This is a genomic window from Bacillus sp. GW823-FHT06A10, from assembly GCF_058795375.1.
The window spans coordinates 280,466-304,943 of sequence record NZ_JBXAHT010000003.1; the positions used below are offsets into that span (position 1 = coordinate 280,466).

The 24,478-nt window shown below is 36.2% G+C and carries 23 protein-coding genes; 11 read left to right on the forward strand and 12 right to left on the reverse strand.

Features of this window, described 5'->3' with window-relative positions; all coding sequences use genetic code 11:
- Positions 1–133: 133 nt before the first annotated feature.
- Positions 134–976 carry a DegV family protein gene (locus AC1Q8M_RS22255; RefSeq protein ID WP_000684727.1) on the reverse strand — a complete coding sequence of 281 codons (843 nt, stop codon included), beginning with the start codon at positions 974–976 and terminating at the stop codon, positions 134–136.
- Between the two features lie 236 nt (positions 977–1,212).
- On the opposite strand from AC1Q8M_RS22255, the gene AC1Q8M_RS22260 reads away from it, so the two are divergent.
- On the forward strand, positions 1,213–1,848 hold the full coding sequence (locus tag AC1Q8M_RS22260; protein WP_000926670.1) for a YigZ family protein: 636 nt from the start codon (positions 1,213–1,215) through the stop codon (positions 1,846–1,848).
- A gap of 82 nt (positions 1,849–1,930) precedes the next feature.
- Complete coding sequence (locus tag AC1Q8M_RS22265) at positions 1,931–3,061, forward strand: LCP family protein (protein ID WP_098855426.1); 1,131 nt, start codon at positions 1,931–1,933, stop codon at positions 3,059–3,061.
- A 37-nt stretch (positions 3,062–3,098) separates the two neighbouring features.
- Here AC1Q8M_RS22265 and wecB read toward each other — a convergent pair whose 3' ends face one another.
- Positions 3,099–4,214: a non-hydrolyzing UDP-N-acetylglucosamine 2-epimerase gene (gene wecB / locus AC1Q8M_RS22270; protein ID WP_000140121.1), complete on the reverse strand. Its 1,116-nt coding sequence runs from the start codon at positions 4,212–4,214 to the stop codon at positions 3,099–3,101.
- Between the two features lie 74 nt (positions 4,215–4,288).
- Positions 4,289–5,614, reverse strand: coding sequence for a UDP-glucose dehydrogenase family protein (locus AC1Q8M_RS22275; RefSeq protein WP_098511960.1), 1,326 nt, complete (start codon positions 5,612–5,614; stop codon positions 4,289–4,291).
- Between the two features lie 647 nt (positions 5,615–6,261).
- Between AC1Q8M_RS22275 and tagO the strand changes: the two genes are divergently transcribed.
- The 3 genes from tagO to AC1Q8M_RS22290 all read left to right on the forward strand — a co-directional run bounded on the left by tagO (position 6,262) and on the right by AC1Q8M_RS22290 (position 11,039).
- A complete protein-coding gene (tagO, locus tag AC1Q8M_RS22280; RefSeq protein ID WP_000378306.1) occupies positions 6,262–7,335 on the forward strand; it encodes a UDP-N-acetylglucosamine--undecaprenyl-phosphate N-acetylglucosaminephosphotransferase TagO in 1,074 nt (357 codons plus the stop codon).
- 186 nt (positions 7,336–7,521) lie between these two features.
- Positions 7,522–8,259, forward strand: a complete 738-nt coding sequence (locus AC1Q8M_RS22285) for a polysaccharide deacetylase family protein (protein ID WP_097846189.1) — start codon at positions 7,522–7,524, stop codon at positions 8,257–8,259.
- A 104-nt stretch (positions 8,260–8,363) separates the two neighbouring features.
- On the forward strand, positions 8,364–11,039 hold the full coding sequence (locus AC1Q8M_RS22290; protein ID WP_097846188.1) for a sigma-54-dependent transcriptional regulator: 2,676 nt from the start codon (positions 8,364–8,366) through the stop codon (positions 11,037–11,039).
- A gap of 184 nt (positions 11,040–11,223) precedes the next feature.
- Here the strand turns inward: AC1Q8M_RS22290 and exsM are convergent, their stop codons facing one another.
- Positions 11,224–11,637, reverse strand: coding sequence for an exosporium regulatory protein ExsM (gene exsM / locus AC1Q8M_RS22295; RefSeq protein ID WP_000207046.1), 414 nt, complete (start codon positions 11,635–11,637; stop codon positions 11,224–11,226).
- A 188-nt stretch (positions 11,638–11,825) separates the two neighbouring features.
- On the opposite strand from exsM, the gene AC1Q8M_RS22300 reads away from it, so the two are divergent.
- Entirely contained in the window at positions 11,826–13,007 is a 1,182-nt protein-coding gene (locus AC1Q8M_RS22300) for a chromate transporter (RefSeq protein ID WP_098361575.1), read from the forward strand.
- Positions 13,008–13,047: 40 nt separating this feature from the next.
- On the opposite strand, the gene chbG is transcribed toward AC1Q8M_RS22300, so the two are convergent.
- The 5 genes from chbG to AC1Q8M_RS22325 all read right to left on the reverse strand — a co-directional run bounded on the left by chbG (position 13,048) and on the right by AC1Q8M_RS22325 (position 17,264).
- Positions 13,048–13,752 carry a chitin disaccharide deacetylase gene (gene chbG, locus AC1Q8M_RS22305; RefSeq protein WP_098511957.1) on the reverse strand — a complete coding sequence of 235 codons (705 nt, stop codon included), beginning with the start codon at positions 13,750–13,752 and terminating at the stop codon, positions 13,048–13,050.
- Between the two features lie 49 nt (positions 13,753–13,801).
- Entirely contained in the window at positions 13,802–15,127 is a 1,326-nt protein-coding gene (gene celF / locus AC1Q8M_RS22310) for a 6-phospho-beta-glucosidase (RefSeq protein ID WP_098855427.1), read from the reverse strand.
- A gap of 3 nt (positions 15,128–15,130) precedes the next feature.
- Positions 15,131–15,454, reverse strand: a complete 324-nt coding sequence (locus AC1Q8M_RS22315; protein WP_000989059.1) for a PTS lactose/cellobiose transporter subunit IIA — start codon at positions 15,452–15,454, stop codon at positions 15,131–15,133.
- Between the two features lie 183 nt (positions 15,455–15,637).
- Positions 15,638–16,945 (reverse strand): PTS cellobiose transporter subunit IIC, encoded by a 1,308-nt coding sequence (gene celB, locus AC1Q8M_RS22320; RefSeq protein ID WP_097846186.1) that lies wholly within the window; start codon positions 16,943–16,945, stop codon positions 15,638–15,640.
- A gap of 16 nt (positions 16,946–16,961) precedes the next feature.
- The gene (locus AC1Q8M_RS22325; RefSeq protein ID WP_001023569.1) at positions 16,962–17,264 is read right to left on the reverse strand and encodes a PTS sugar transporter subunit IIB; all 303 of its coding nucleotides are present in this window, start codon (positions 17,262–17,264) and stop codon (positions 16,962–16,964) included.
- Positions 17,265–17,674: 410 nt separating this feature from the next.
- On the opposite strand from AC1Q8M_RS22325, the gene AC1Q8M_RS22330 reads away from it, so the two are divergent.
- Together AC1Q8M_RS22330 and speD are read left to right on the forward strand one after the other, a co-directional pair.
- Positions 17,675–18,775: a polyamine aminopropyltransferase gene (locus AC1Q8M_RS22330; protein WP_097846185.1), complete on the forward strand. Its 1,101-nt coding sequence runs from the start codon at positions 17,675–17,677 to the stop codon at positions 18,773–18,775.
- Positions 18,776–18,803: 28 nt separating this feature from the next.
- Positions 18,804–19,175 carry an adenosylmethionine decarboxylase gene (speD, locus tag AC1Q8M_RS22335; RefSeq protein ID WP_016513236.1) on the forward strand — a complete coding sequence of 124 codons (372 nt, stop codon included), beginning with the start codon at positions 18,804–18,806 and terminating at the stop codon, positions 19,173–19,175.
- 159 nt (positions 19,176–19,334) lie between these two features.
- On the opposite strand, the gene AC1Q8M_RS22340 is transcribed toward speD, so the two are convergent.
- Genes AC1Q8M_RS22340 through AC1Q8M_RS22350 form a run of 3 tightly spaced genes read right to left on the reverse strand, consistent with a single transcriptional unit; the run spans position 19,335 to position 21,280 of the window.
- Entirely contained in the window at positions 19,335–19,652 is a 318-nt protein-coding gene (locus AC1Q8M_RS22340) for a PTS sugar transporter subunit IIA (protein ID WP_000379645.1), read from the reverse strand.
- 9 nt (positions 19,653–19,661) lie between these two features.
- The gene (gene celB / locus AC1Q8M_RS22345) at positions 19,662–20,963 is read right to left on the reverse strand and encodes a PTS cellobiose transporter subunit IIC (protein ID WP_000617789.1); all 1,302 of its coding nucleotides are present in this window, start codon (positions 20,961–20,963) and stop codon (positions 19,662–19,664) included.
- Between the two features lie 14 nt (positions 20,964–20,977).
- Complete coding sequence (locus tag AC1Q8M_RS22350; protein ID WP_001023543.1) at positions 20,978–21,280, reverse strand: PTS sugar transporter subunit IIB; 303 nt, start codon at positions 21,278–21,280, stop codon at positions 20,978–20,980.
- A 222-nt stretch (positions 21,281–21,502) separates the two neighbouring features.
- Between AC1Q8M_RS22350 and AC1Q8M_RS22355 the strand changes: the two genes are divergently transcribed.
- The 3 genes from AC1Q8M_RS22355 to AC1Q8M_RS22365 all read left to right on the forward strand — a co-directional run bounded on the left by AC1Q8M_RS22355 (position 21,503) and on the right by AC1Q8M_RS22365 (position 24,462).
- Complete coding sequence (locus AC1Q8M_RS22355) at positions 21,503–22,720, forward strand: dicarboxylate/amino acid:cation symporter (protein WP_492334194.1); 1,218 nt, start codon at positions 21,503–21,505, stop codon at positions 22,718–22,720.
- 164 nt (positions 22,721–22,884) lie between these two features.
- The gene (locus tag AC1Q8M_RS22360; RefSeq protein WP_098855428.1) at positions 22,885–24,042 is read left to right on the forward strand and encodes an acyltransferase; all 1,158 of its coding nucleotides are present in this window, start codon (positions 22,885–22,887) and stop codon (positions 24,040–24,042) included.
- Between the two features lie 39 nt (positions 24,043–24,081).
- Complete coding sequence (locus tag AC1Q8M_RS22365) at positions 24,082–24,462, forward strand: VOC family protein (RefSeq protein WP_097846183.1); 381 nt, start codon at positions 24,082–24,084, stop codon at positions 24,460–24,462.
- The last annotated feature ends 16 nt before the right edge of the window (positions 24,463–24,478 follow it).

The window sequence follows — 24,478 nt, forward strand, 5'->3', positions numbered from 1 at the left end:
AAAAGTAAGTTATAAAACTTTCCTCATTATTTTATTTTACGTACATTTTACCATTTCCAAATATTAACTTGTCAACTAAACGTAACATACCCGTAAAAAAACCCTCTTAAAAAGAGAGCTTTTTATATCTTTATTACTTCGTATACCATCCAAGACCTAATGCACCTTCACCTAAGTGCGTACCAATTACAGCTCCAAAATAACCTGTACGAATTGTGACGTGAGGATATTTTGCTTCTAATTCTTTCTTCCATTCATTCGCTTCCTCTTCACGTTGCGCATGAATGATAACTGCTTCCATAGGTACACCTTTACTTGCTTGCTCATCAAAAATTTCAATGATACGTTTTAATGCTTTTTTACGTGTACGAATCTTTTCAAACGGAATAATGATTTTATCTCTAAAATATAAAACTGGCTTCACTTGTAACAGACTGCCGATGAAAGCTTGCGCGCTATTTAATCGACCACCACGTTGTAAATGATGTAAATCATCAACTACAAAATAGGCGTCCATCGTTTTCTTCATTTCATCAAAACGAGCAATAATCTCTTTTGGACTCTTTCCTTCACTTGCTAACCTTGCACCTTCACGCACATAAAATCCTTGTACTTCACAACTAATTTCAGAGTCATACGTGTATACATCAATACCCTCTACCATCTGTCCAGCTGTCGTTGATGTTTGATATGTACCACTAATTCCACTTGATAGGTGAATACTAATAACTGCATCATAATCTTTAGCTAGTTCTTCATATAGCTCAACAAACTTTCCGATTGCTGGTTGAGAAGTTTTTGGAAGTTCCTCTTGTTCACGTACTTTCACATAAAAATCATCTGCTGAAATTTCAGCTTCTTCTTGATAAGATTCTGTTCCAAACACAACGTTTAATGGAATCATATATATATTGAGTTCATCACGGATTTGCTTCGGTATATATGCTGTACTATCAGTAACAATAGCTATTTTCATTTTCGTACCTGCCTTATAAAAAGTTTTATTTCCTAATTTTACACGAAAACTACAAATGGTGCATCCATACAGGGAAATGCCGGTTGAAATTATACTCACCATCTCGACAAATTACAACAAAAAGATAAAATACTCACCAAAAACTTCAGCCTATTTAGAAAAAATGTTTGAATATAAAAAGGCTCCCTTTTAAAATGGAAAGTACTAGTCATTTTGATAGATAGGGGCGTATACAAGTGCTATTACAATATTTAACAATCAAAGACTACGGCGAACACGAAATCGTCATTCAAAAATCAAGATTTATTTGTTATATTAGCCGAGCAACGACTGAGGAAGAGGCTCAAGAATTTATACAAAAAATAAAAAAACAGCATTGGAATGCAACACATAATTGTTCCGCTTATTTAATTGGCGAACAAGATCATATTCAAAAAGCAAATGATGACGGCGAGCCGAGCGGTACAGCTGGCGTACCAATGCTAGAAGTACTAAAAAAACGTGGGCTAAAAGATACCGTCGTTGTCGTAACACGCTATTTTGGTGGCATTAAACTTGGCGCAGGTGGATTAATTCGTGCATATGGAAAGTGTACAAGCGAAGGCATTAATCATGTCGGTGTTGTCCAGCGAAAACTAATGCGTGTGATGCAAACCGAGATTGATTACACATTACTTGGCAAAGTAGAAAATGAATTACGTAATTCAAAATATGCCATTAAAGATATACATTATCTAGAAAATGTCACATTTGATACTTATGTAGAAGAAGACGGCAAACAAGCATTTACAAATTGGATGATTGAATTAACAAACGGGAAATGTACAATTACAGAAGGAGATATGTTGTACTTAGAACAAGATGTTATCTAAGCATAACTCTTTTATCACCTTCAAAGATTAATGTAGTGAATTACTTCCCTACAAATGAACTAACGAACTAAGGAGATTATATATGGAAGAACGTTATTATCATCTCCAAAATAGCAGAATAAAAAAGAAGCGAAGAAGGAAACTTTTCTTCTTCCTTATTTTCGCATTTTTATTTGGCAGCATAGGAGTTTATGTGTTAAATTCTTACTCTTCTCTTATGGGGATGTATAGTGGTTTTACTCGTGAAAAATCGGATTTAAGAAACAAAGATGTAGAAATTACAAAGGAACCTTTTACAATTCTCATTATGGGTATAGAAGATTATGCGACAGACGGTCAAAATGGTCGTACAGACTCATTAATGTTTGCAACAGTCAATCCGAAAACTCAAAAGATTTCACTTATGAGTATTCCTCGTGATTCTCGAGTTAAAATTGTTGGTAAAAATAAGGAAGACAAAATTAACGCTGCCCATGCTTACGGCGGAGAAGAAATGGCAATCAAAACTGTCGAAGGCTTTCTAAAAGTTCCTGTAGACCATTATCTTAAAATTGATTTCCAAGGCTTTAAAGGTATCGTTGATGCTGTCGGCGGCGTTACGGTTGACGTACCCTTCGATTTCTGGGAGCGCTCTGACGTAGATTACTACAAAAAAATTCAATTTAAGCAAGGACAGCAAAACTTAAACGGTGAAGAAGCACTTGCTTACGTCCGTATGCGAAAACAAGATCCAAATGGCGATTATGGTCGAGCTGCTAGACAAAGACAATTACTAGCCGCTGTTGCCCAAAAGTTAAACTCCACCTCTACTGTATTTAAAATTAAAGATTTAACAGCTGTCGTTGGAAAATATATAAAAACCGACATTCCTATTTCAGACGGACTTGCTCTTTACAATAAACTTTCTGGATTTGATCCTTCTACAATGCAAACGTTAAAGCTTGAAGGCGAAGACAAAAAGATAGGCGGTATTTATTACTTCCTTCCAGATCCAATCAGTGTAGAAACGGTGCGTAACGAAATTGAAAAAGAATTAGGGGAAAAAGCAAAAAATCCAACTACAAAAAACAAATCAAATCCTGATTCAAATTCAAGTTCTAATTCTAATTCTAACGAACAAGCAAAAAAAGAAACAAACCAAAATAAAACACCAACTGATCCGCCACCTTCTACAAATGCTCATGCAGAGTGGATTATGCGCAATCAGCCGTAACAAAAAGGCCCAATCTATCCGATTGGGCCTTTTTTATTTACTTATTAAAGTGTTGTAAAATCGCTTCTACAATGCGCTCTGATGCACGACCATCACCGTAAGGGTTAGATGCTTTCGCCATCTTATCATGAGCTTCTTTATCTGATAACAACTCATCTGCAAGACCAAAGATTGTCTCTTCGTCTGTTCCTGCTAATTTCAGCGTACCTGCTTCAATACCTTCAGGGCGCTCTGTTGTATCACGAAGAACAAGAACTGGTACCCCAAGTGATGGAGCTTCTTCTTGTACACCACCAGAATCCGTTAACATTAAGTATGAACGAGCTGCAACATTGTGGAAATCAATTACATCTAGCGGCTCAATTAAATGAATACGATTATGTTCACCTAAAATTTCATTTGCTATTTCACGAACAACAGGGTTCATATGAACAGGGTACACAACTTGTACATCTTCATGCTTATCAACAAGACGCTTAATTGCACGGAACATATTACGCATAGGTTCACCTAAGTTTTCACGACGGTGAGCTGTCATAAGTACAAGACGATCATTTCCAAGTTTCTCTAGTACAGGATGACTATATGTTTCTTTTACAGTCGTTTGCAACGCGTCAATCGCTGTATTTCCTGTGATGAAAATACGTGACTCATCTTTATTTTCCTTCTGTAAGTTCGTTGCTGATTTTGCTGTTGGTGAGAAATGAAGATCCGCCATTACGCCTGTTAATTGACGATTCATCTCTTCTGGGTATGGAGAATACTTATCCCACGTACGAAGGCCCGCCTCAACATGACCTACTGGAATTTGATTATAAAAAGCAGCTAAGCTTGCAATAAATGTTGTTGTTGTATCACCATGTACAAGTACAATATCCGGCTTCGCTTCTTTCATTACTTTATCCAAACCTTCTAAACCACGCGTTGTAACATCAATTAAAGTTTGGCGGTCTTTCATGATATTTAAATCGAAATCTGGCGTAATTCCAAAGATATTTAATACTTGATCTAACATTTGGCGATGCTGTGCTGTTACAGTCACAATCGATTCAATTTTTTCTGGGTGTTTTTGCAACTCTAATACAAGAGGTGCCATTTTAATTGCTTCTGGACGTGTCCCGAAAATTGTCATTACTTTTAAACGTTCAGTCATATGATTGCCTCTTTTCTTTCACTATTTACAGCTTCTATTATGACATATAAAAATATGGATGAGTACATCCCTTTTTAACGCATAATAGAAACATGTCTATTACAAATACTTCTTCTGCCAACTGAATAATAATCTATCTTTTGTTTCTTAACATCTTCATCAGTATAACAATTTCTCCCATCAAATAAAATAGGCTCTCTCATAAGTTGTACGTACTTTTCTAACGGATAAGTTTGAATATCTTCCCATTCTGTTACGATAAAAGCCGCACTCGCATCTCGAATCGATTCATCTATACATCTACTATATTGTATAGCATCTCCAAATATATTTTTCACATATTGAATTGCTTTTGGATCGTACAGAACAATTTCTGCACCTATATTAAGTAATGCTTCTATTATAATAAGAGATGATGCCTCTCTAATATCATCCGTATTCGGTTTAAATGACGCGCCAAGAACTGCAATCCGCTTTTTATTCATGTTCATAACTTTTTTCGCTTTTTCAATCAATAGCAGCTGTTGCTTATTATTTACTTCAATAACCGCTTTTAACAAACGAAAATCATGAGCAACATTTCCCGCAATTTGCACCAGTGCTTTCGTATCTTTCGGGAAACACGATCCCCCGTATCCAATGCCCGCATTTAAAAAAGATGCACCAATTCTCTTATCCATTCCCATCCCTTTGGCAACATCCAATACATTTGCGCCTACCTTCTCACATATATTTGAAATTTCATTAATGAAACTAATCTTTGTAGCTAAAAAGGCATTCGATGCGTATTTAATCATCTCTGCACTTTTAATATCTGTAACATACGTTTCTAAGCATAATTGGCTATACAAACTCTCTACTCTTCTTGCTACTTCCTCACTATCCGCTCCAATTACAATACGATCTCCATGAAAGAAATCATAAATACCTGAACCTTCACGCAAAAACTCTGGATTCGATACGATATGTACTGTATGCCTCCCTTTTAAATTCTCCTCAATCCATCCCTTCATTACATCATTTGTACCTACTGGAACTGTACTTTTCGTAACAACAATAATATCGTTTGTCGCATATAATCCAATATCTTTACAAGCACTCTGAATATACGTTAAATCCGCCGTCCCATCTAATAAAGATGGTGTTCCAACTGCAATAAATATAAACTCTACATCATCAAATGCCTCTTCTTTATTTGATGTAAAAGTTAAAGCGTTATTCTCATATGCATAATTTATTAATTCATGTAATCTAACCTCATAAATAGGTAAATCCCCTTGTTTTATCCGTTCAATTTTTTCATCATCTATATCAAAACATGTAACTGAATGCCCCAACTTTGCCAATCCTACTCCTGTAATCAATCCAACATATCCAGTACCTATTATCGTAATTTTCATTTCCTTTTCGCACAGGAATTTACAATAGAAAAGATATGAAATACAGAATTCTCCCTGTGCTTCCCCCTCTCACATTAAAAATGAGAAAACCCTTTTCCTTCTTCATTATATGAATTACTTCCCTCATTCTTTTTAAAGTTTTTGTAAAATTAAATGCACTATAATATAAAGTGAAACTTTAATCAGTGGGGCTTTTACGGGCAGTTGGTCCCCACCTAACTTCTTTGCTTCGCTGAATTTTGAGGTGGGGGTCTTACTGTCCGTTAATGCGGGATAAAGTAAAACTTTAATTAGTAGGAACGGGGCTACTAGTTGACGCGAGATAAATTCCCACATTTTAACATGAAACTTACTCATTTCTACGTGTAACACTTATAATACTGAACTAAAAGTATTCACTATCGAAGAAAAAAAGGAACTGTCATATTCCAAAGTCCAGTACGATTAACCTTCTCATATGATGCAACATTCTATATACAATTGTCATATATTCTATCCGCTTCCATTAACCGTAAAGAGAAAAAAAGATTGAATTCTAATCTTTTTGTGATACCATATGTTATGAGCCTGTAAATAAACATCATAATTTTCAGATAAATATATCTTCAAAAAAAAAATTACGTTAGAATATAAAGGGTGGGGTATTAATGGACTCACAAGTGATTTATGCCATTTTGGCATCTTTCATCACTGTACTCGTCGTTACTCCTTTAGTTATTAAATTAGCTTTTAAAATAGGAGCGACAGATAAGCCAAACGCACGTAAAGTGCACCAAAAGATTATGCCACGTCTTGGCGGGTTAGCAATATTTATTGGTGTAGCTGTAGGATTTGTGGTCGGCGGCTTATATGAGCAAAGAATGTTATCGATAACACTAGGTGCGATTATCATTGTAATCATCGGAATTTTAGATGATATGTACGAGTTATCTGCAAAAGTAAAATTCGGTGGACAACTGTTAGTTGCCATTATGATTGTAAAAAGTGGATTATTAGTGCAAGTATTATATATCCCATTCCTTGGGGATACTGAACTTGGATGGCTTGCTTATCCAATTACAGTATTTTGGCTTGTAGGTATTACGAATGCAATCAACTTAATTGACGGCTTAGATGGATTATCTGCTGGTATTTCATCTATCGTACTTGCAACGCTAGCATATATGGCCTTCACTAGCCCATGGGGTACTGGAACAGCTATTATCTTGCCACTCGCATTAATTATATTAGCAAGTACAATTGGATTTTTATTCTTCAACTTCCATCCAGCAAAAATTTTCATGGGAGATACAGGAGCACTATTTTTAGGATACTGTATTTCTGTTATATCGTTACTTGGATTATACAAAAGTGTAACGTTATTCAGTTTTATCGTTCCAATTATCATTTTAGGTGTACCTATATTTGATACGATATTTGCAATCATCCGTCGTATCGTAAATAAAAAACCTATTTCAGCACCAGATAAATCGCATTTACATCACCGCTTACTTGCAATGGGATTCTCTCATCGTAAAACGGTACTAATTATATACGCATTCGGTATTTTCTTTAGTGTAAATGCCATTATTTTCACTAGTGCAACGTTATGGTTATCCATTATTCTTCTTTTCGCTTTGATTTTCTTCACAGAAATCATTGCTGAAATAATCGGGCTTGTACATGAACGTTACAAACCACTTATTTCCTTTTATAAAAAAGTGAAAAAACGCGAAGACTAATTGTAGTATAGCCTTTACCATTATGAAATATTCAAATAGCATCCTTTAGGATGCTATTTTTTATTCCTTATTTTATATTTCCAAAATATAGATTGTTTGAGAGTTCCTCTATTGGAGAAAGATATACATAATAAGAAAAGTATCAAGTTTTTTTACATCTTGATTGTCAAACTGAGGGTGAATGTTATGATCAAGCGAATATTTCAATGTATTATTTTATTCTTAACAATTACTATGTACGCATCATCTAATACTGAAGCAACAACCGTTATTCCTGCTGAACATCATCCAAATACTGAAACGACCTCTCCTACACAAAAAATTGCGTACTTAACATTTGATGACGGGCCAAACAAATACACTACACAAATTTTAAACATCTTAAAAGAAAAGAACGGAAAAGCAACTTTCTTTGTTATTGGCGGAAAAGTGCCGCATTACAGAAAAACGATGCAACGATTAATTAAAGAAGGACATTATATCGGGCTCCATAGCATGTCACATGATGTAAAACGCCTTTACACTGGTGACCCTTCCACTTTAATTGGAGAAATGGAACAAACACAAAGTATTGTCCAGCAAGTTACGAAATTAAATACACATCTCGTTCGCGTTCCATATGGTAGTATGCCTTACTTAAAAAAGAATTACCGTGACGCACTTGTATCAGCCCAGTATAAAATGTGGGATTGGACGATCGATACTTATGACTGGAAAAGCTATGATAATCCTTCTGCCATACTCGAAAGAGTGCGTAATCAAAGTGATGAACAAGTCGAAGTTATTTTAATGCATGATTCGAGTGTGACCGTACAAATACTGCCAAAAGTAATTGATTATTTACAGTCACAAGGATACAAACTTCTTCCCTATAATCCATCTTCTCATCTCGAGGTAAATTTTTGGAAAGACACAAGATTGTAACAGCTTTAGTACTTCTAGACTAAAGCTGTTTTATTTTTCTCTTCCCACCCTTCCCATTTTTGTGTAAAATTTTAAATAGTGATGAAGTTTCGAGGTGAATGGAAATGAAACGAATAGATCTCATTTTTAATGCAATACAAGAAGGAAATTATACAGAAGGTGTAACCGCATCAGAACTCGCTACATTTCTACAACTAGATCGCGCCAATGTAAGTAGCGACTTAAACAAACTTGTAAAAGATAAACGGTTATTAAAAACAAATACGCGACCTGTTCGTTTTTACATAGAAACGAACACTTCGTTGGAAACGCATTCAAAAGACATAACTTCATTAGATACATTTGCAATTGAAAATACGAGCCTTAAAATCGCAATTGAAAAAGCGAAAGCTTCTATTCTCTACCCTCCAAACGGTATGCATACTTTACTACTGGGAGAAACAGGGGTCGGAAAGTCTATGTTTGCTTCTTTAATGCACGAATATGCAATTGAAGTTGAACAGCTTCCCAAAAATGCACCATTTATCGTCTTTAACTGTGCTGATTACGCAAACAATCCACAACTACTACTTGGACAGTTATTTGGGATTAAAAAAGGGGCTTACACAGGTGCAAGTGATCAAAAAGGATTAATCGAAAAAGCTCATGAAGGAATTCTCTTCTTAGATGAAGTACATCGTCTGCCTCCAGAAGGCCAAGAAATGCTTTTCACCTTTATCGACCGCGGAGTATACCGCCGCCTTGGAGAAACAGAGAACGAGCGTAAAGCACAAGTATTAATCATTACTGCAACAACAGAAGAACCAAATTCATTTTTATTAAAAACATTTACAAGACGTATACCGATGACTATCACGCTGCCACCACTTCGTGAGCGTACACATAAAGAGCGCTTTGCTTTACTACAACTATTTTTTACAAATGAAGCAATTCGTCTACGAAAAGAAATTCACGTTAGTCCGAATGCAATGCGTGCTTTCGTCTTTTACAATTGTCCCAATAACATCGGTCAATTAAAAACGGATGTACAAATCGCCTGTGCGAAAGCCTATTCTGAATTCGTAACAAAGAAACGTGATTCTGTCTATGTTTCAAGTACAGACTTACCTTGGTATATGAAAGAGGGGCTGTTCATCGAAAGAAAGAGCCGTCACTTATACCAAATACCAAATGAAACATTTGTATTTACAGGTGATGAAGGTTGGAGTAATCATAAAACAGAAGATGAAAAACGCTCTTCTATTTACGATTATATTGACTATAAATACGAAGAACTTCAAGCACGTGGTATTGAAGAGGAAGAATTAGAATTACTAATAGAAAATGATGTTCAAAGCTTTTTCGTACAATATTTTAACCAAATATCAAAAAAAACAAGCCATGAAAATGTTTTTAAAATTGTGGATCGTAATATCGTTTCCGTATGTGAAAAAATAGCGGAACTTGCTGAAAAGCATTTATCTAAGACGTTTGATGAAAAAGTATTTCTCGCTTTAAGTTTACATGTACAGACAACTCTACAACGTTTACAAAGCGGAAAACAAATACATCACCCACAATTAAATCAAATTCGTACGAAATATAAAGAAGCTTTTTCCGTAGCCATGCAATGCATTCAACTACTGGAGGAAGAATTACAAATAACAATGCCTATTGATGAAGCTGGCTTTTTAACAATGTTCTTCGTTGTTGATCCAATTCCTGCCTCACAAACAGAAGTAAAAGTATTAATATTAGCACACGGTAATGGCATCGCAACTGAAATGGCAAACGTTGCAAACGAACTTCTCGGCATTGAGGAAGTAACCGGTATTGATATGCCGTTACACGAATCACCGAAAGATTTCTTAGAGCGTGTGAAAGTTTATATGAAAACACTCCAAAATGTAAATGGGCTTCTTTTACTTGTTGATATGGGGTCACTTGCTTATATCGGTGACATATTAGAAACGGAATTCAAAATTCCTGTACGTGTTCTCTCGATGACGAGCACACCACATGCACTAGAAGCAGCTCGAAAAGCTCAGCTCGGTTATTCATTAGATGCGCTATATGAAACAGTAAAAAATTTAACACCGTTTTACTTAAACGTACAAGAAGAAAAGAAAAAACCTCTCTCTCCAATGAAATCTGTTATTTTAACAGCTTGTTTAACTGGTGAAGGAAGTGCTTTAGCTATTCAAAAAATGTTAGAGAACTATTTACGATTTGATAAAGACTTAATTGAAATTATTCCGATTAGTATCGTCCATGAAAAAGATTTAACGAAAATGATCGAGAACATAAAAAAAGAGCGTAACATCATTTGTATCGTTACGAATTTCGATGTGCAAGTACCATGCTTAACATATCATTTCCAAGACATCGTAAACTACACAGCGATTCAGCCCATTCAAGAATTAATTACGTATGAAGAAACATATGCAAAAATGGCGGATATTCTTGAACAACAAATGCAACGTAACGATGGGGCATTACTGATTAAAACAATTCGTTACGCATTAAATACAATCCAAGAATTAATTTCCTTACAGCTAACTCCTGATAGCTTAATGGGTGTTATTCTGCATATGAGCTGTATGGTTGACCGTCTTCAAAAAGGAGAAAGCCTTCTTCCTCACCCTGATAAAGAGAAAAGAAGACAAGATGAATACTGGATGTATATGAAAGTAAAAAAAGCATTGCAACCAATTGAAAATACATTTGAAATACAAATACCTGATGACGAAGTATTTTACGTTATGGACTTCTTTATTAAAAATCAACCTGTGAAAAATTAATCGAGGCAATTTTTAAAAATATCGACCGTAACGTAAGTTATATCAGCGATTATTGAAATATATCGGCGTAACGCGAGTTATATCAGCGATTTTCAAAATATATCGATTTACCGACAATAATCGCTAAAACTAGCACCTTATATAATGAGAAAAGGCTGTTCCAACATATGGACAGCCTTTTCCTCTACTTCTTTACTTTTCTAACTCGCCCTCTTATTTCTCCTCTTTTTTGTGATTTCGTATGAACATTAACATATACGTTCGCTTGAATAATTTCTTGAAGTAAATGTACAAATGATTTCCCTTGTAAAGGTCCCTCAAAATCCTCCACATTCACTACACCAGTAATACTTCCCTCGTTCAAGCTAATCCCTTGCTCCAGTGGACCATACAAATATAAAACAACAGGACCAATTTGAGTAGACTTCCCTAAATGAATTTGACACGATGTAACCTTTTCTATATTTTTTAGTATTACTCTGTAATGCAATTTCGTTAAATCATCACTAAAAATAAACTCTGCTACCCCAAAAGCTTCTGTATTTACAGGAGGCACTTCCCTCTTACCTGTTAACCTGGCAAAGAAATGTGTTGTCATAAGGCATTCTCCTTATATAAATTTCCCAGCACTACTTCTACTACTTTATGGTTTAGACATAATCATTTATGACTTTTTCAATTTTAATTACAAAGAAAAGATTCACAAAATCTTTACATTGTAATTGTTCCTTTAGATTTACAGTCTCTTGTATAATGCACATAGAAAAAACATTATGGGGGGTTCCATTGAAAACTAACAAATACACTTTTCAAATATTATTAGAGATTTTTCTCGTCTCATTTAAATTAGGACTTACTTCATTCGGCGGTCCTGTCGCTCATCTCGGCTATTTTCACCACGAATACGTGCAAAAAAGAAAATGGATGGATGAACGAAGCTATGGAGATTTAGTAGCGCTATGTCAATTCCTTCCTGGTCCTGCCAGCAGTCAAGTCGGTATGGGGGTTGGATTATTACGGGGCGGGCTTTTAGGAGCTATTATTTCATGGATTGGATTCACTTTACCGTCTGTCCTTGTTTTAGTTTTCTTCGCCTCATTCCTTAATCAATTCGATCTTGGGAGTGCTGGCTGGATTCATGGACTAAAACTTGTAGCAGTCGCTATTGTCGCTCACGCCATATGGGGAATGGCGCAAAAGTTAACTCCAGATCGCAACCGTGCGACGATTGCGATTGTAACTGCCGCAATCGCCTTATTATGGCCAAGTAGCTGGACGCAAGTGATCCTCATTATAATATGTGGCTTTATCGGCTGGTTTTTATATCGCAACCAACCAATTAGCCAATCTCAGCATATAAAAGTACCTATTTCAAAAAAGATAGCAGTTTCTTGTCTCGTCTTATTCTTTGGACTCTTACTACTGCTACCGATATTAAGACCTTTCTCTTATTACATCGCTTTATTTGATAGTTTCTATCGCTCTGGCGCACTTGTATTTGGAGGAGGACACGTCGTGCTGCCCCTTCTTGAAGGTGAGTTCGTACAAAACGGCATGATGACGAAAGAACAGTTCCTAGCTGGATACGGATTAACACAAGCAGTACCAGGACCACTATTTACATTCGCCTCGTATATAGGAGCAGTGTTAAACGGGACGCTTGGGGCAATACTCGCAACAATTGCGATTTTCCTCCCTGCTTTCTTACTCGTTATTGGTGTTTTACCATTTTGGAACAGTGTGAGAAAAATATCATTCATACAAGGCGCACTACTTGGTGTTAATGCCGCAGTTGTTGGTATTTTAATTGCCGCTTTTTACGATCCCATTTGGACGAGTACAATTATAAATACTTCAGATTTCGTTTTCGCTTCGCTTCTTTTTTGCTTACTAGCTTTTTGGAAAACACCACCTTGGGTTATCGTTATACTCGGAGCCTTTGGCGGATATATTCTGTCCATTTTATAAATAGAAAAAACGACGGCATGATGTAGCCGTCGTTTTTCTATTAGAACTTCACAAGCTCTATTCCTTCTGGCAACTCACTCTCTGTTAAAATACGCAATTCCTTCACACGATCCATTACGTAAGAAGAACGCTTCACAAGCTCTGGATCAATATAAGCTGGATGAACCATAATTTCTACCGTTTGTTCACCTTGTACTCTTTCTTTTAACTTCACAAAGTAATCTTCCGTCACACCATCCGCATAAAAGTCACTGTAAAACACATCAGAAAATGGATGCACCGTTCTATCTTCCTCACAACGACGAATCGGAACATTATATTTAGCCGCTAATCTCTCAAGAACATCATGTAAAATCGGTAAACCATGCACATGATGATGACTATCTAAATGAGTTGGTGTTAATCCGTAAGATAAAAACTTCTCAATTTGAGCAGTCCATTCTCTCTCAACTTCTTCTGGATTTATATTCCCTTCCCTTACAACACTTTGTTTATGAAACGATCCGTCGCTACCTACAAGTGATGGTACGTCTCCAAGAAGTGGTTCCCCTGCTGTTAATACGAGATGTACTCCTATCCCTAACATTTTATACTCTTTTGCTAAGCGTACCGCATGCTCTGTTCCTGGCATATTCATCATCATCGTCGTTGAATTTACAAGTCCATTTATATGCCCATCAATAATGCCGTAATTTGTACCTTCTGTAAGACCGAAATCATCTGCATTTACAATTAACTTAATCATCATAATACCTCCTAATAGAATAAAAAAAGCGGGCTAAATAGCGCCGCTTTTACTTCTCTACCTTTTTAAAGAACTGTGGAAGATACTCTTTATGTGCTTCCAACATTTCATCTAAAATTTGTTTTGCAACTTTATCTGATGGTACAAGTGGATTGATTGTCATAGCAAGCAGCGCCTTATGATAATCCCCTGTAACAGCAGCTTCAATTGTTGTGCGCTCGAATGATTTAATTTGTTGTACTAAACCGCGAACTGGTACTGGAAGATCTCCAACTGCAATTGGTTTTGGGCCTTCTTTCGTAATAATACAGTTCACTTCAACAGCTGAATCATGTGGTAAGCTTGCAATTGTTCCGTTGTTTCGTGTATTAACAGGCTGGATATCACCTTTATTATTGTAAATAGACGTAATTAAGCTACATGCTGCATCACTATAATAAGCTCCGCCACGTTTTTCTAATTGTGGTGGTTTAATATCTAAGTTTGGGTCTTTATATAACTCAAATAAATCATTTTCTAATTGTTTTACTACTTCTGCACGTGTACCTTTTTCAACAGAAGCCTCTTTCTCTTCTTCTAACATTTCACGTGTTTTGTAGTAGTAACGATGGTATGGACATGGAATTGCACGAAGGCCGCGAATAAAGTCTGGTTCCCAGTTAAGCGCTGCGATATTTTCCATCGTAATTTGCTTTTCTGGATCTGTCACAAGCTCTAACACACGATCCATTACACTTACGCCATCTAAGTATACATCTAGTCCGTATACCATATGATTTAAACCTGCGAAATCAACGTGGACACGACTTGCATCTACTTCAAGTAATCTTGCAAGACCCATGCGGATTCCGATTGGAACGTTACATAGACCAACTACTCTTTGAATATTTGTATAACGAAGGACAGCCTCTGTTACCATACCAGCTGGATTTGCAAAGTTAATTAACCATGCATTCGGACAGAGCTCCTCCATATCTTTACAAATATCTAAAATAACAGGAATCGTTCTCAACGCTTTAAATAGACCACCAGGACCATTTGTTTCCTGACCGATTACATCATATTTTAACGGGATTGCTTCATCTTTTGCACGTGCTTCTAATAAACCAACGCGAAGTTGTGTTGTTACGAAGTCAGCATCTTTTAATGCCTCACGGCGATCAAGTGTTAAATGTACCTCGATTGGTAAACCTGATTTTTTCACCATACGTTTTGCTAAGTTACCAACGATTTCTAACTTTTCTTTTCCTGCCTCAATATCTACTAACCAAATTTCATGAACAGGAAGCTCATCATAACGCTTAATAAATCCTTCAATTAACTCTGGTGTATAACTAGATCCACCGCCGATTGTAGCAATTTTAATTCCAGTCATGCTTTATTCCCCTTTCGCTTCAAGCTTTTTATAAAGATCGATAAACTCTGCTGCTAATTCTTTCACTGTAATCGCATTCATTAAATGATCTTGTGCGTGAATTAAAAGAACACTAACCTCTGTTTTTTCTCCTCTTGCTTCTGATTGTATGAGCTCTGTTTGGAAATGATGCGCTTCATTAATCGCTTCTTTTGCCTTTACCATCGCTTCATCTGCTTCTACCATTTTCCCCTGTTTGGCAAATTGAAGTGCCTCCATCGCAAAGCTTCGTGCGTTACCACTATTTAAAATCAATTGGAATGGAATTTGTTCTGCTGTAGTCATCATAATTACCGCCCTCTCTATTATGGTTCAACCGATTTACATACCCCTTCAGTTTGAACATTTCTATTACATTATTATTTTATGAATGATAGTTTGGTGTTCTTGTAGATGGATTTCATCTTTTTGAACATGATATAAAGGTGATTGTTCTCACAGATAGTGTTATCTGTGAGAACAATTACTATGTTACATAGGTACAGAGTTATTATTTCCTTGTGCTGCTGCTTTTTCAGTACGAACAACAGAACGATCGCATAATACAACAAATGGATAATAGATTACCATCGCAATTACAAAGTTGAATAACTGTAGGAGTGCACCTGAAAGATGTCCACCTGTTATAAGATAACCACTAATAATTGGTGGTGTTGCCCATGGAATTATCCCAACTGTTTTTGGTACCCAGCCAATAGATATAGCTGTATAAGAAGTAATTACTAATACAATTGGTGTTATGATAAACGGTAAGAATAAAACTGGGTTTAAAATAATTGGTGTACCAAAGATTACTGGTTCGTTAATGTTAAATGCACCAGGACCAATTGATAAACGAGATACACCGCGTAATTGTGCACTTTTCGCTACAAGTAACACAACTACTAAGAACGCTAATGTTGCACCAGAACCACCAAGATATACGAAAGTATCAAAGAATGGTTTTGTAACAATGTTTGGAACATCAAATGCAGATGTACCACCTTTGAATAACTTGATGTTTTCCTCTAATGCCGGTAAGTATAATGGCTCAATAATACCACCAACGATATTTGGACCATGTAAACCGAGGAACCAAAGAAGATGAACAAGGATTACAATGATAATTGCACTTGGTAATGTCCCTGCTAAACTTTGCAGTGGTGATTGAATCGTATTAAAGATAAATTCATGAACACTTGTACCAGCTAATTTCACTGCTAATTGAATACCTGCAACTACTGTTAAGATAACAAATGCTGGAACTATAGCTGCGAACGATCTTAAAACTGCTGGTGGTACTCCATCAGGCATTTTAAATGTAATGTTTCTTTGTACAAAGAAACGGAATACTTCAGTAACAAGGAGCGCCACAATAATTGCTACGAATAACCCTTGTGCACCTGTCCAAGCTAAGCTCAATCCGCCTTCTTTCGGTGTTGTTGGCGTAAGAATAATTAACGCACCAAATGAAATAATACCTGCTGACAAACCATCAACGCCGTAAGATTTTGCTAAGTTATAACTTGTTGTAAATGCTATGATTAGTGCTAGAATCGCGAAAGAACCCGTCCACATTCCACCGCCGACTTGTTTCCACGTTTCACCAAACATACCTTTCATGAAATCTTGGAAAGCTTCAGACGGAAAACCATTAATTAGTGATGCCAGTGCACCAACTAAAATAAGTGGCATAACTGCAATAAATCCGTCACGGATTGCAGCTAAGTGACGTTGCGATCCGATTTTACCAGCGACAGGAACAATATATTTCTCCATAAATGCAATAAACTTTTGCATTTCGCTTCCCCCCTAATTATTTTTTAAGTGTTAATGCGTGATCTAAAACTGCTTCCCCATTCATCATGCCGTAGTGCATTGGATTGATAACGTCGATTCCAACGTTTCTCTCGTCAGCAAGCGTTTTCATTGAAGAGAGCATGTAACGAACTTGTGGTCCTAGTAATAATACATCTGCTTGATCGATATTCGTTTTTACTGCATCCCCAGATACAGCCCAAATCTTGCCTTCTAAACCGCGAGCTTTTGCAGCCGCTTCCATTTTTGTAACTAGTAAACTTGTAGACATCCCTGCTGAGCAACATAATAAAATATTCATTTGAAAATCCCCCTTGTGTAGTATAAAAAATTTATGTTTATTTATTTTTCTTTACGCTATTTATTAATGCAATTAGCGTGCCAACTTTTTAAAACCACTAAAATCAGTGCTTTTTCGAGCATTTTCTTTGTGTGTTAACGCTTTCAATTAGTGTGTCGTCCAAAAAACACACAGTGTGTTATAAAACAACACGCTTTTAACACATAACTGTATGAAAATAGATTAGTGTTTAGTTGTCTAGTTATGTTTAATATGAAAAAACACTAAAAAAATTTTTTTATCGTAGAAATCTAGTAAAAAACAACATTTTCTTGAGCTCAGTCTTCTATCTATTCTATTGTCCAAGCACACTCTACTAAATTACATAAAATAAAATAGAATAAAATAACACAATTCGAAAGGGGATTCCTATGCCAAAACATAGAAAACAAAGCAAAATAAAGATTTATAGAATAACAAGCTATAAAAAGGACAAGCGTTCTGAATTAGACTCTGACAAATTTGAACTAGAACAGCAGGACAAGCATGATACACAAGACAAACAGGACAAACAGAATGAGCAGAATAAGCAAGATAAGCAAGTACAATCGGAAAATGTAATTATAGTACCTACAGATTCACACAGCTTAGATGTGTGGGATGAAATTTCTCTAAAGGAAATACAAGCTGGTGAACATAAGAACCTATTTGAAGAAAAGAGTAATTATCAAAATATTAATTTAGTCCAAGTAAACGATGTTCGATTATACTTGGACAAGCAACTACAATTTAGTTCCGTTGATGAGCAAATTTATCATGAAGCACTTGTACATCCAATTATGTCAAAAGTAATTGATCCAAAACGTGTTCTCATATTAGGTGGTGGCGATGGTCTTGCCTTACGAGAAGTTTTGAAATATGAAACTGTGCTACATGTAGACCTTGTTGATTTAGATGAGGCGATGATTAATATGGCACGTAATGTTCCAGAAATAGTATCTTTAAACAAAAACGCTTTTTTTGATAATCGAGTGAACGTGCACGTATGCGATGCAAAAGAATTTCTAAATTCACCTTCATCTTTATATGATGTAATCATTATTGATTTTCCAGACCCAGCGACAGAGTTGTTAAGTACTTTATATACAAGCGAACTATTTGCTCGTATAGCTACATTCTTAACAGAAGATGGTGCTTTCGTCTGTCAATCTAATTCACCTGCTGATGCACCTCTAGTATATTGGAGTATCGGTAATACAATTGAACACGCTGGATTAACTGTGAAAAGTTATCATACAATAGTTCCTTCTTTCGGAACTGACTGGGGATTTCATCTTGCTACTAATTCTGCACATATACTCGATCAAATTGAACAATTATATGTAGTACCAAATCCTCGAACATTGCCTTCTCTTCTTTTTCCTTTATTCCAATTTAAAGAAGAACATCTAGAACAACGTAACCTCGCTCTCTTAAATTCAGAATCAAATCTTATCTTACATCAATGCTACAAACAGGAAATGAAGTTTTGACGATATTAATAGTAAGGAGTGCTGCCCTATGGAATACTCTACCTTTGGCAAGCATATAATAGTGGATTTATGGGGAGTGGATTTTTCCCTATTAGATGATATTCACTTTTTAGAATACCATTTAGTTAACGCTGCAGATTGCTCTGGTGCCCATGTTTTAAACGTAAGTAAAAAAGAGTTCCAGCCATATGGTGTTACTGTATTAGTGTTATTATCAGAAAGCCATCTTTCCATTCACACTTACCCGGAACAAAATTTTGCAGCTATTGACTGTTATACTTGCGGTACAACCGTTGAACCACAAATAACGATTGATTATATCGTAAATATATTAAAACCGGAACGGATGCATATAAAAAGATTAATTCGTGGTATAGGAGAAATTGTTACTGCCGATTAATTATAACTCTTACTCATCTGAAAAAAGGAGGATTGTAAATACCATCAGTGGGATGAACATTCCACTGATGGTACAGGCACATACATAAAATGAAATTTTAATTACTGGGAGTTTTACTGCCCGTTAATTCGAGATAAAAAAACCTTGCATAAGCAAGGTTCATTCATCCACCGACATCTTCCTATATAACTCTACAAACTCACTCGCTAATTCTTTCACCGTAATTGCATTCATTAAATGGTCTTGTGCGTGTACCATTAAAAGAGTAACTTCGGTCTTCTCGCCACCAGCTTCTTTCTGGATAAGCTCCGTTTGTACACGGTGCGCCTCTTTTAATTCCTCTAGTGCTTCTTGTAATTTAGCTTCAGCTTCTGTAAACTCCCCACGCTTCGCACAATCAATTGCTTCCATTGAACAACTTCTCGCGTTTCCTCCATGCAAGATTAAATGAAAAGCTTTCGTCTCTATCGTATCCATTTTAGTTATTTACTCCCCCTTTTCTTCCGCCAGTTTTTGTTTATCCCATATTTTTAAGAACGGTAAATAAATGAAGAATGCTAGCGCAAAGTTAACAAGTTGCAAAATAACACCTGAAATTTTCCCGCCCGATCCTAAATATCCACTAAAAAGAATAGGTGTCGTCCAAGGTACAGCGGCCCCACTCGGACGTGCGACCCATCCCCATTCCATTGCAAAGTAAGAAACAATTGTTAACACAACTGGAACTAATATAAATGGAATTAGTAAAAGTGGGTTCATTACAATCGGCATACCAAAAGTTACCATCTCATTAATATTAAATATACCAGGTGCAATTGACAATCTCCCTAAACTTTTTAATTGTTGACTTCGTGCAAATAGTAACATTCCGACAACTAGAGCAAGCGTTGCACCAGAACCGCCCATATAAATCCATAAGTCAAAAAACTGTGCCGTAATTGTATTTGGTACATCTTGCCCAGCTTGAAAAGCAACTCGGTTTTGATCCATTAACGACAACCAAACGGGGCTCATTACACCACCAACAATAGTAGCACCATGAATTCCACACGACCAAAGAACATGAACGAGAATAACTGCTATTATTGCGCCCCAAAGACTAGCACCAAGTACACTAAGTGGTTCCTGTAAAATTTGTCCTACGATATTATGGATACTGCCAAAAGAAGTATTTTCTATAATTAAGCGTAAAATCCAAATAACTGTTACAACAATAAATCCTGGAACAAGTGCGGCAAATGAACGCGTGACAGCTGGTGGAACTGTCTCTGGCATCTTTATAATTATCTTTTTTTGTACAATAAACCGATAAAGTTCAGTAGATATAAGTGCAATAATCATTGCTACAAATAACCCTTGGCTTCCCATTAATGCTGCTGGGATAGCGCCTTCTACAAGTACACTCTCTTTTGTACTTGGTATAATATATGCAACTTGAAATGGAGTCGCAAGTAAAAACGTCACAAGCGACAATGCCCCGGATGCTAAAGCATCCACTTTATAATACTCTCCAAGCCTGTAAGCGATTCCAAAAACAGCTATTAAAGCCATTATATTAAAAGTTGCACTAACTGGATACCCTAAAGCTCTCTGCCAATTCTCACCAAACAAACCTGCCATAAACTCGTTATATCCAGGTATCGGCAGTGCACTAATAATGAGGAAAAACGATCCAATAATTAAGAAAGGCATCGTTAAAATAATTCCATCTCGAATTGCTTGCAAATGCCTCTGCTCTGCAACCTTCCCTGCTACCGGCATCACGTACTTCTCTAAAAACCGTATCATCTATCCCACTCTCCTCATGGTTTCATTGACAAAGCTGCTTGCAAGATAGCTTCTCCATTACAAAGTCCGTAATGAACGGATTGAATGACATCAACAGGTATCCCTTTATCCTTACATAATTCTTTCATTTTCGGTAATAAATAACGTACTTGCGGTCCAAGTAAAAGGACATCAGCTTTATCAATATGACTATTCACTTCAGAACCTGATACTGCCCAGATTTTTACTTCTATCCCTCTTGCCTCTGCTGCTTTCTCCATCTTTGTAACAATCAAACTGGAAGACATTCCCGCTGCACAGCAAAGCAAAATATTCATTCCGCTTCCCTCCCCCTTTTTCTAAACCTAAGTTATGGTGCATCCCTTGCCACCACTAGGTTACAAATATATATGTCTAGATTTCCTGCTGTATGCCGAGCTTAAAAACAAAAATTTCTTGGTTTTCACGCTATTCCATTTATCCGTATTCTCCTAGTAAAGAGGACTCTAACTCGCTATAATGATTCAGTATGATTTTTTAATTGATAGGAGGATATATTTATGAAGGCATATCGCTTTCCACTTATTTTATTATCTTCTATCCTAATTGGTGGTTTCATTGGTTATTTCATGGGTGCCGATGCAGTTGCTTTAAAGCCGCTTGGTGACATTTTCTTAAACTTAATGTTTACGATTGTTGTACCTCTAGTGTTCTTTAGCATCGCATCGTCTATTGCTAATATGGATGGATTAAAACGTTTCGGTAAAATTATGTCTAGTATGGCTGGGACTTTCTTATTTACAAGTATTTTAGCTGCTATTTTTATGATTATTGTCGTGAAAGTATTCCCGCCAGCACAAGGTGTTGTACTAGAACTAACACAACCTGACAAAGCCGGCAAAGCTGTTAGTGTTGCAGATCAAATCGTCGGTATTTTAACAGTATCTGACTTCTCGAAGTTACTATCTCGTGAAAATATGTTAGCTCTTATTTTCTTCTCTATCTTAATGGGGATTGCAACTTCAGCAGTTGGCGAAAAAGGAAAACCATTCGCTACATTCCTACAAGCTGGTGCAGAGATTTCAATGGAGGTTGTATCTTTCATTATGTACTACGCTCCAATCGGACTTGCTGCTTACTTCGCAGCATTAGTTGGTGAATTCGGACCACAACTTCTTGGAACTTACTTCCGAGCAGCAATGGTATACTATCCAGCTTCTCTAATTTATTTCTTTGTATTCTTCACATTCTATGCATACCTTGCAGGTCGCAAACAAGGTGTACAAGTATTTTGGAAGAACATGGTCTCTCCTACAGTTACATCACTTGCAACTTGTAGTAGTGCCGCAAGTATTCCAGCGAACTTAGAAGCAACGAAGAAAATGGGTATTTCTTCAGACGTTCGTGAAACAGTTGTCCTTCTTGGTTCTACACTTCATAAAGACGGCTCTGTTTTAGGCGGCGTATTAAAAATTGCTTTCTTATTCGGTATTTTCAACATGGAATTTGAAGGACCGAAAACATTAGCAATCGCACTTGTTGTTTCTCTATTAGTAGGAACAGTAATGGGCGCTATTCCAGGTGGCGGTATGATTGGTGAAATGTTAATCGTTTCTCTATACGGCTTCCCGCCAGAAGCATTGCCAATTATCGCAGCAATTAGTACAATCATTGATCCACCTGCAACGATGTTAAACGTAACAGCAGATAACGCTTGTGCGGTAATGACAGCTCGCCTTGTAGAAGGTAAGAATTGGATCAAAAACAAATTTGCTTAATAGCTAGAAAGAGGATGCTCTAAACGAGCATCCTCTTTTTGTCGTTATTTGTTGATAAGTTGATATTTCCTCTCGCCACAAATTTGTTAAAATCTTCACAAATATTCCACATCCATTATCCATTCTCCGTACTATAATCATGTATGGAAAAGGAGATGGAAATAATGACACAAAGCGCACCTGAATTTAAAGTTTTGCAAAGCATTGCATTTCTCGCTGTCGTTTTGCAAAGTTCTTTATTATATACAATGAATCAAGGAAATGTCTTACTTGAGCAATCCCTCATTATGAGCATGCTATTTAATCTTGCAAAATTCTCAGCACCAGCATTCATATTTATCGTTGGATTTCACTTAATTCGTCACTATACGAAGCAATTAGTATATAAAGAATATATTTCTGAAAAAGCGACACACTTACTCATTCCTTATTTCTTTTGGTCTATTCTTTACTTATTAACAACAAATGATCTTATTACGTTACAAAGTGGAATAAAAAGTTTATTACTCGGAACAGCCGCACCCCATCTTTGGTACGTTATTATGATGTTCCAAATTCACTTATTGTTCCCTTTACTATGCACACTTTTTTATTGGTTTCAAAAACGAACAGAAAATAAAAAAGACATATATAAATATATGACCTTTTTCGCTTGCCTATATTTTCTATTAATGTGGTTCTCTTCTCACTATATTTTTAATGGAGAAAAATTAACAAGTTCAACAATTTTACATTATACAGATCGATCATTTCTATTCTACTCATTCTATTTCGTTATGGGCGGCATTGCCGCTGTAGCACTAAAAACTTGGCGGCTATTCGTCATGAAACATATCCCGCTTATAACAATATTATTTTTCATCTTATTTTTATTCATCAATTATGAGTTGTTTAGTTTTTACGGAGCAAACTCTATTCATTTAACTGTTTCTACCTATTTAAAACCATCTATGTTTTTATATATCGTATGCGAAATTATCATACTGTATGTGTTATCTATTATGATAGTACAGCGTCGTGGTTTCTTATATAAAACGTTACGTTTCATTGGAAATTACACGTATGGTGCTTATTTAGCTCATTTATTCTTCTTGCAACTATGCACAAAACTTCTTTCCTTATTCACGCTGCAAGAAAATACTATATTATATAGCCTATTACTATTTGTGTTAACGGCTATTATCTCTATTTCAACAATGGTCATTTATAGCACAATACCATTTCATACTTGGATTACAGGTCCTTCTCCTACAACAAAGATGAAATGGACGAAGGTTGTATTCCGAAAAAATCATAAAAAACTATTCAAGCCATATATTTGATATAATGATACGCATATAAAAAGAAAGCGAGAGACACCTATGATTAATCAAGTTGGACAAATTATGCTATATGTACATAACCAAGACGAAACAGTACAATTTTGGACAGAAAAAGTAGGGTTCCAAATCATTGCGGAAGAGAATAACGGAAACGGATTCCGCTGGATTGAAATTGCACCGGCGAAAGAAGCAGGAACAAGCATCGTCCTTCACGATAAAGCGTTAATCGCGAAGATGCAACCTGAACTAAACCTTAATACACCTTCACTTATGTTCTTCTCAAATGACTTAGACCGTCTATATAAAGACCTTTCTGAGAAAAATGTCACAGTTGGACAGGTTGTAGATTTACCTACTGGTAGAGCATTCAACTTTGCTGATAATGAAAATAATTACTTTGCAGTAATGGAACGTAAATAAAAAAGAAGCTATCCGA

Excerpts from the sequence above, each read along its gene's own strand:
- AC1Q8M_RS22255 (WP_000684727.1), bottom strand. The coding sequence starts at position 976 with ATGAAAATAGCTATTGTTACTGATAGTACAGCATATATACCGAAGCAA.
- AC1Q8M_RS22265 (WP_098855426.1), top strand. The coding sequence starts at position 1,931 with ATGGAAGAACGTTATTATCATCTCCAAAATAGCAGAATAAAAAAGAAG.
- wecB (WP_000140121.1), bottom strand. The coding sequence starts at position 4,214 with ATGACTGAACGTTTAAAAGTAATGACAATTTTCGGGACACGTCCAGAA.
- AC1Q8M_RS22275 (WP_098511960.1), bottom strand. The coding sequence starts at position 5,614 with ATGAAAATTACGATAATAGGTACTGGATATGTTGGATTGATTACAGGA.
- tagO (WP_000378306.1), top strand. The coding sequence starts at position 6,262 with ATGGACTCACAAGTGATTTATGCCATTTTGGCATCTTTCATCACTGTA.
- AC1Q8M_RS22285 (WP_097846189.1), top strand. The coding sequence starts at position 7,522 with ATGATCAAGCGAATATTTCAATGTATTATTTTATTCTTAACAATTACT.
- AC1Q8M_RS22290 (WP_097846188.1), top strand. The coding sequence starts at position 8,364 with ATGAAACGAATAGATCTCATTTTTAATGCAATACAAGAAGGAAATTAT.
- exsM (WP_000207046.1), bottom strand. The coding sequence starts at position 11,637 with ATGACAACACATTTCTTTGCCAGGTTAACAGGTAAGAGGGAAGTGCCT.
- chbG (WP_098511957.1), bottom strand. The coding sequence starts at position 13,752 with ATGATTAAGTTAATTGTAAATGCAGATGATTTCGGTCTTACAGAAGGT.
- celF (WP_098855427.1), bottom strand. The coding sequence starts at position 15,127 with ATGACTGGAATTAAAATTGCTACAATCGGCGGTGGATCTAGTTATACA.
- AC1Q8M_RS22315 (WP_000989059.1), bottom strand. The coding sequence starts at position 15,454 with ATGATGACTACAGCAGAACAAATTCCATTCCAATTGATTTTAAATAGT.
- celB (WP_097846186.1), bottom strand. The coding sequence starts at position 16,945 with ATGCAAAAGTTTATTGCATTTATGGAGAAATATATTGTTCCTGTCGCT.
- AC1Q8M_RS22325 (WP_001023569.1), bottom strand. The coding sequence starts at position 17,264 with ATGAATATTTTATTATGTTGCTCAGCAGGGATGTCTACAAGTTTACTA.
- AC1Q8M_RS22330 (WP_097846185.1), top strand. The coding sequence starts at position 17,675 with ATGCCAAAACATAGAAAACAAAGCAAAATAAAGATTTATAGAATAACA.
- speD (WP_016513236.1), top strand. The coding sequence starts at position 18,804 with ATGGAATACTCTACCTTTGGCAAGCATATAATAGTGGATTTATGGGGA.
- AC1Q8M_RS22340 (WP_000379645.1), bottom strand. The coding sequence starts at position 19,652 with ATGGATACGATAGAGACGAAAGCTTTTCATTTAATCTTGCATGGAGGA.
- celB (WP_000617789.1), bottom strand. The coding sequence starts at position 20,963 with ATGATACGGTTTTTAGAGAAGTACGTGATGCCGGTAGCAGGGAAGGTT.
- AC1Q8M_RS22350 (WP_001023543.1), bottom strand. The coding sequence starts at position 21,280 with ATGAATATTTTGCTTTGCTGTGCAGCGGGAATGTCTTCCAGTTTGATT.
- AC1Q8M_RS22355 (WP_492334194.1), top strand. The coding sequence starts at position 21,503 with ATGAAGGCATATCGCTTTCCACTTATTTTATTATCTTCTATCCTAATT.
- AC1Q8M_RS22360 (WP_098855428.1), top strand. The coding sequence starts at position 22,885 with ATGACACAAAGCGCACCTGAATTTAAAGTTTTGCAAAGCATTGCATTT.
- AC1Q8M_RS22365 (WP_097846183.1), top strand. The coding sequence starts at position 24,082 with ATGATTAATCAAGTTGGACAAATTATGCTATATGTACATAACCAAGAC.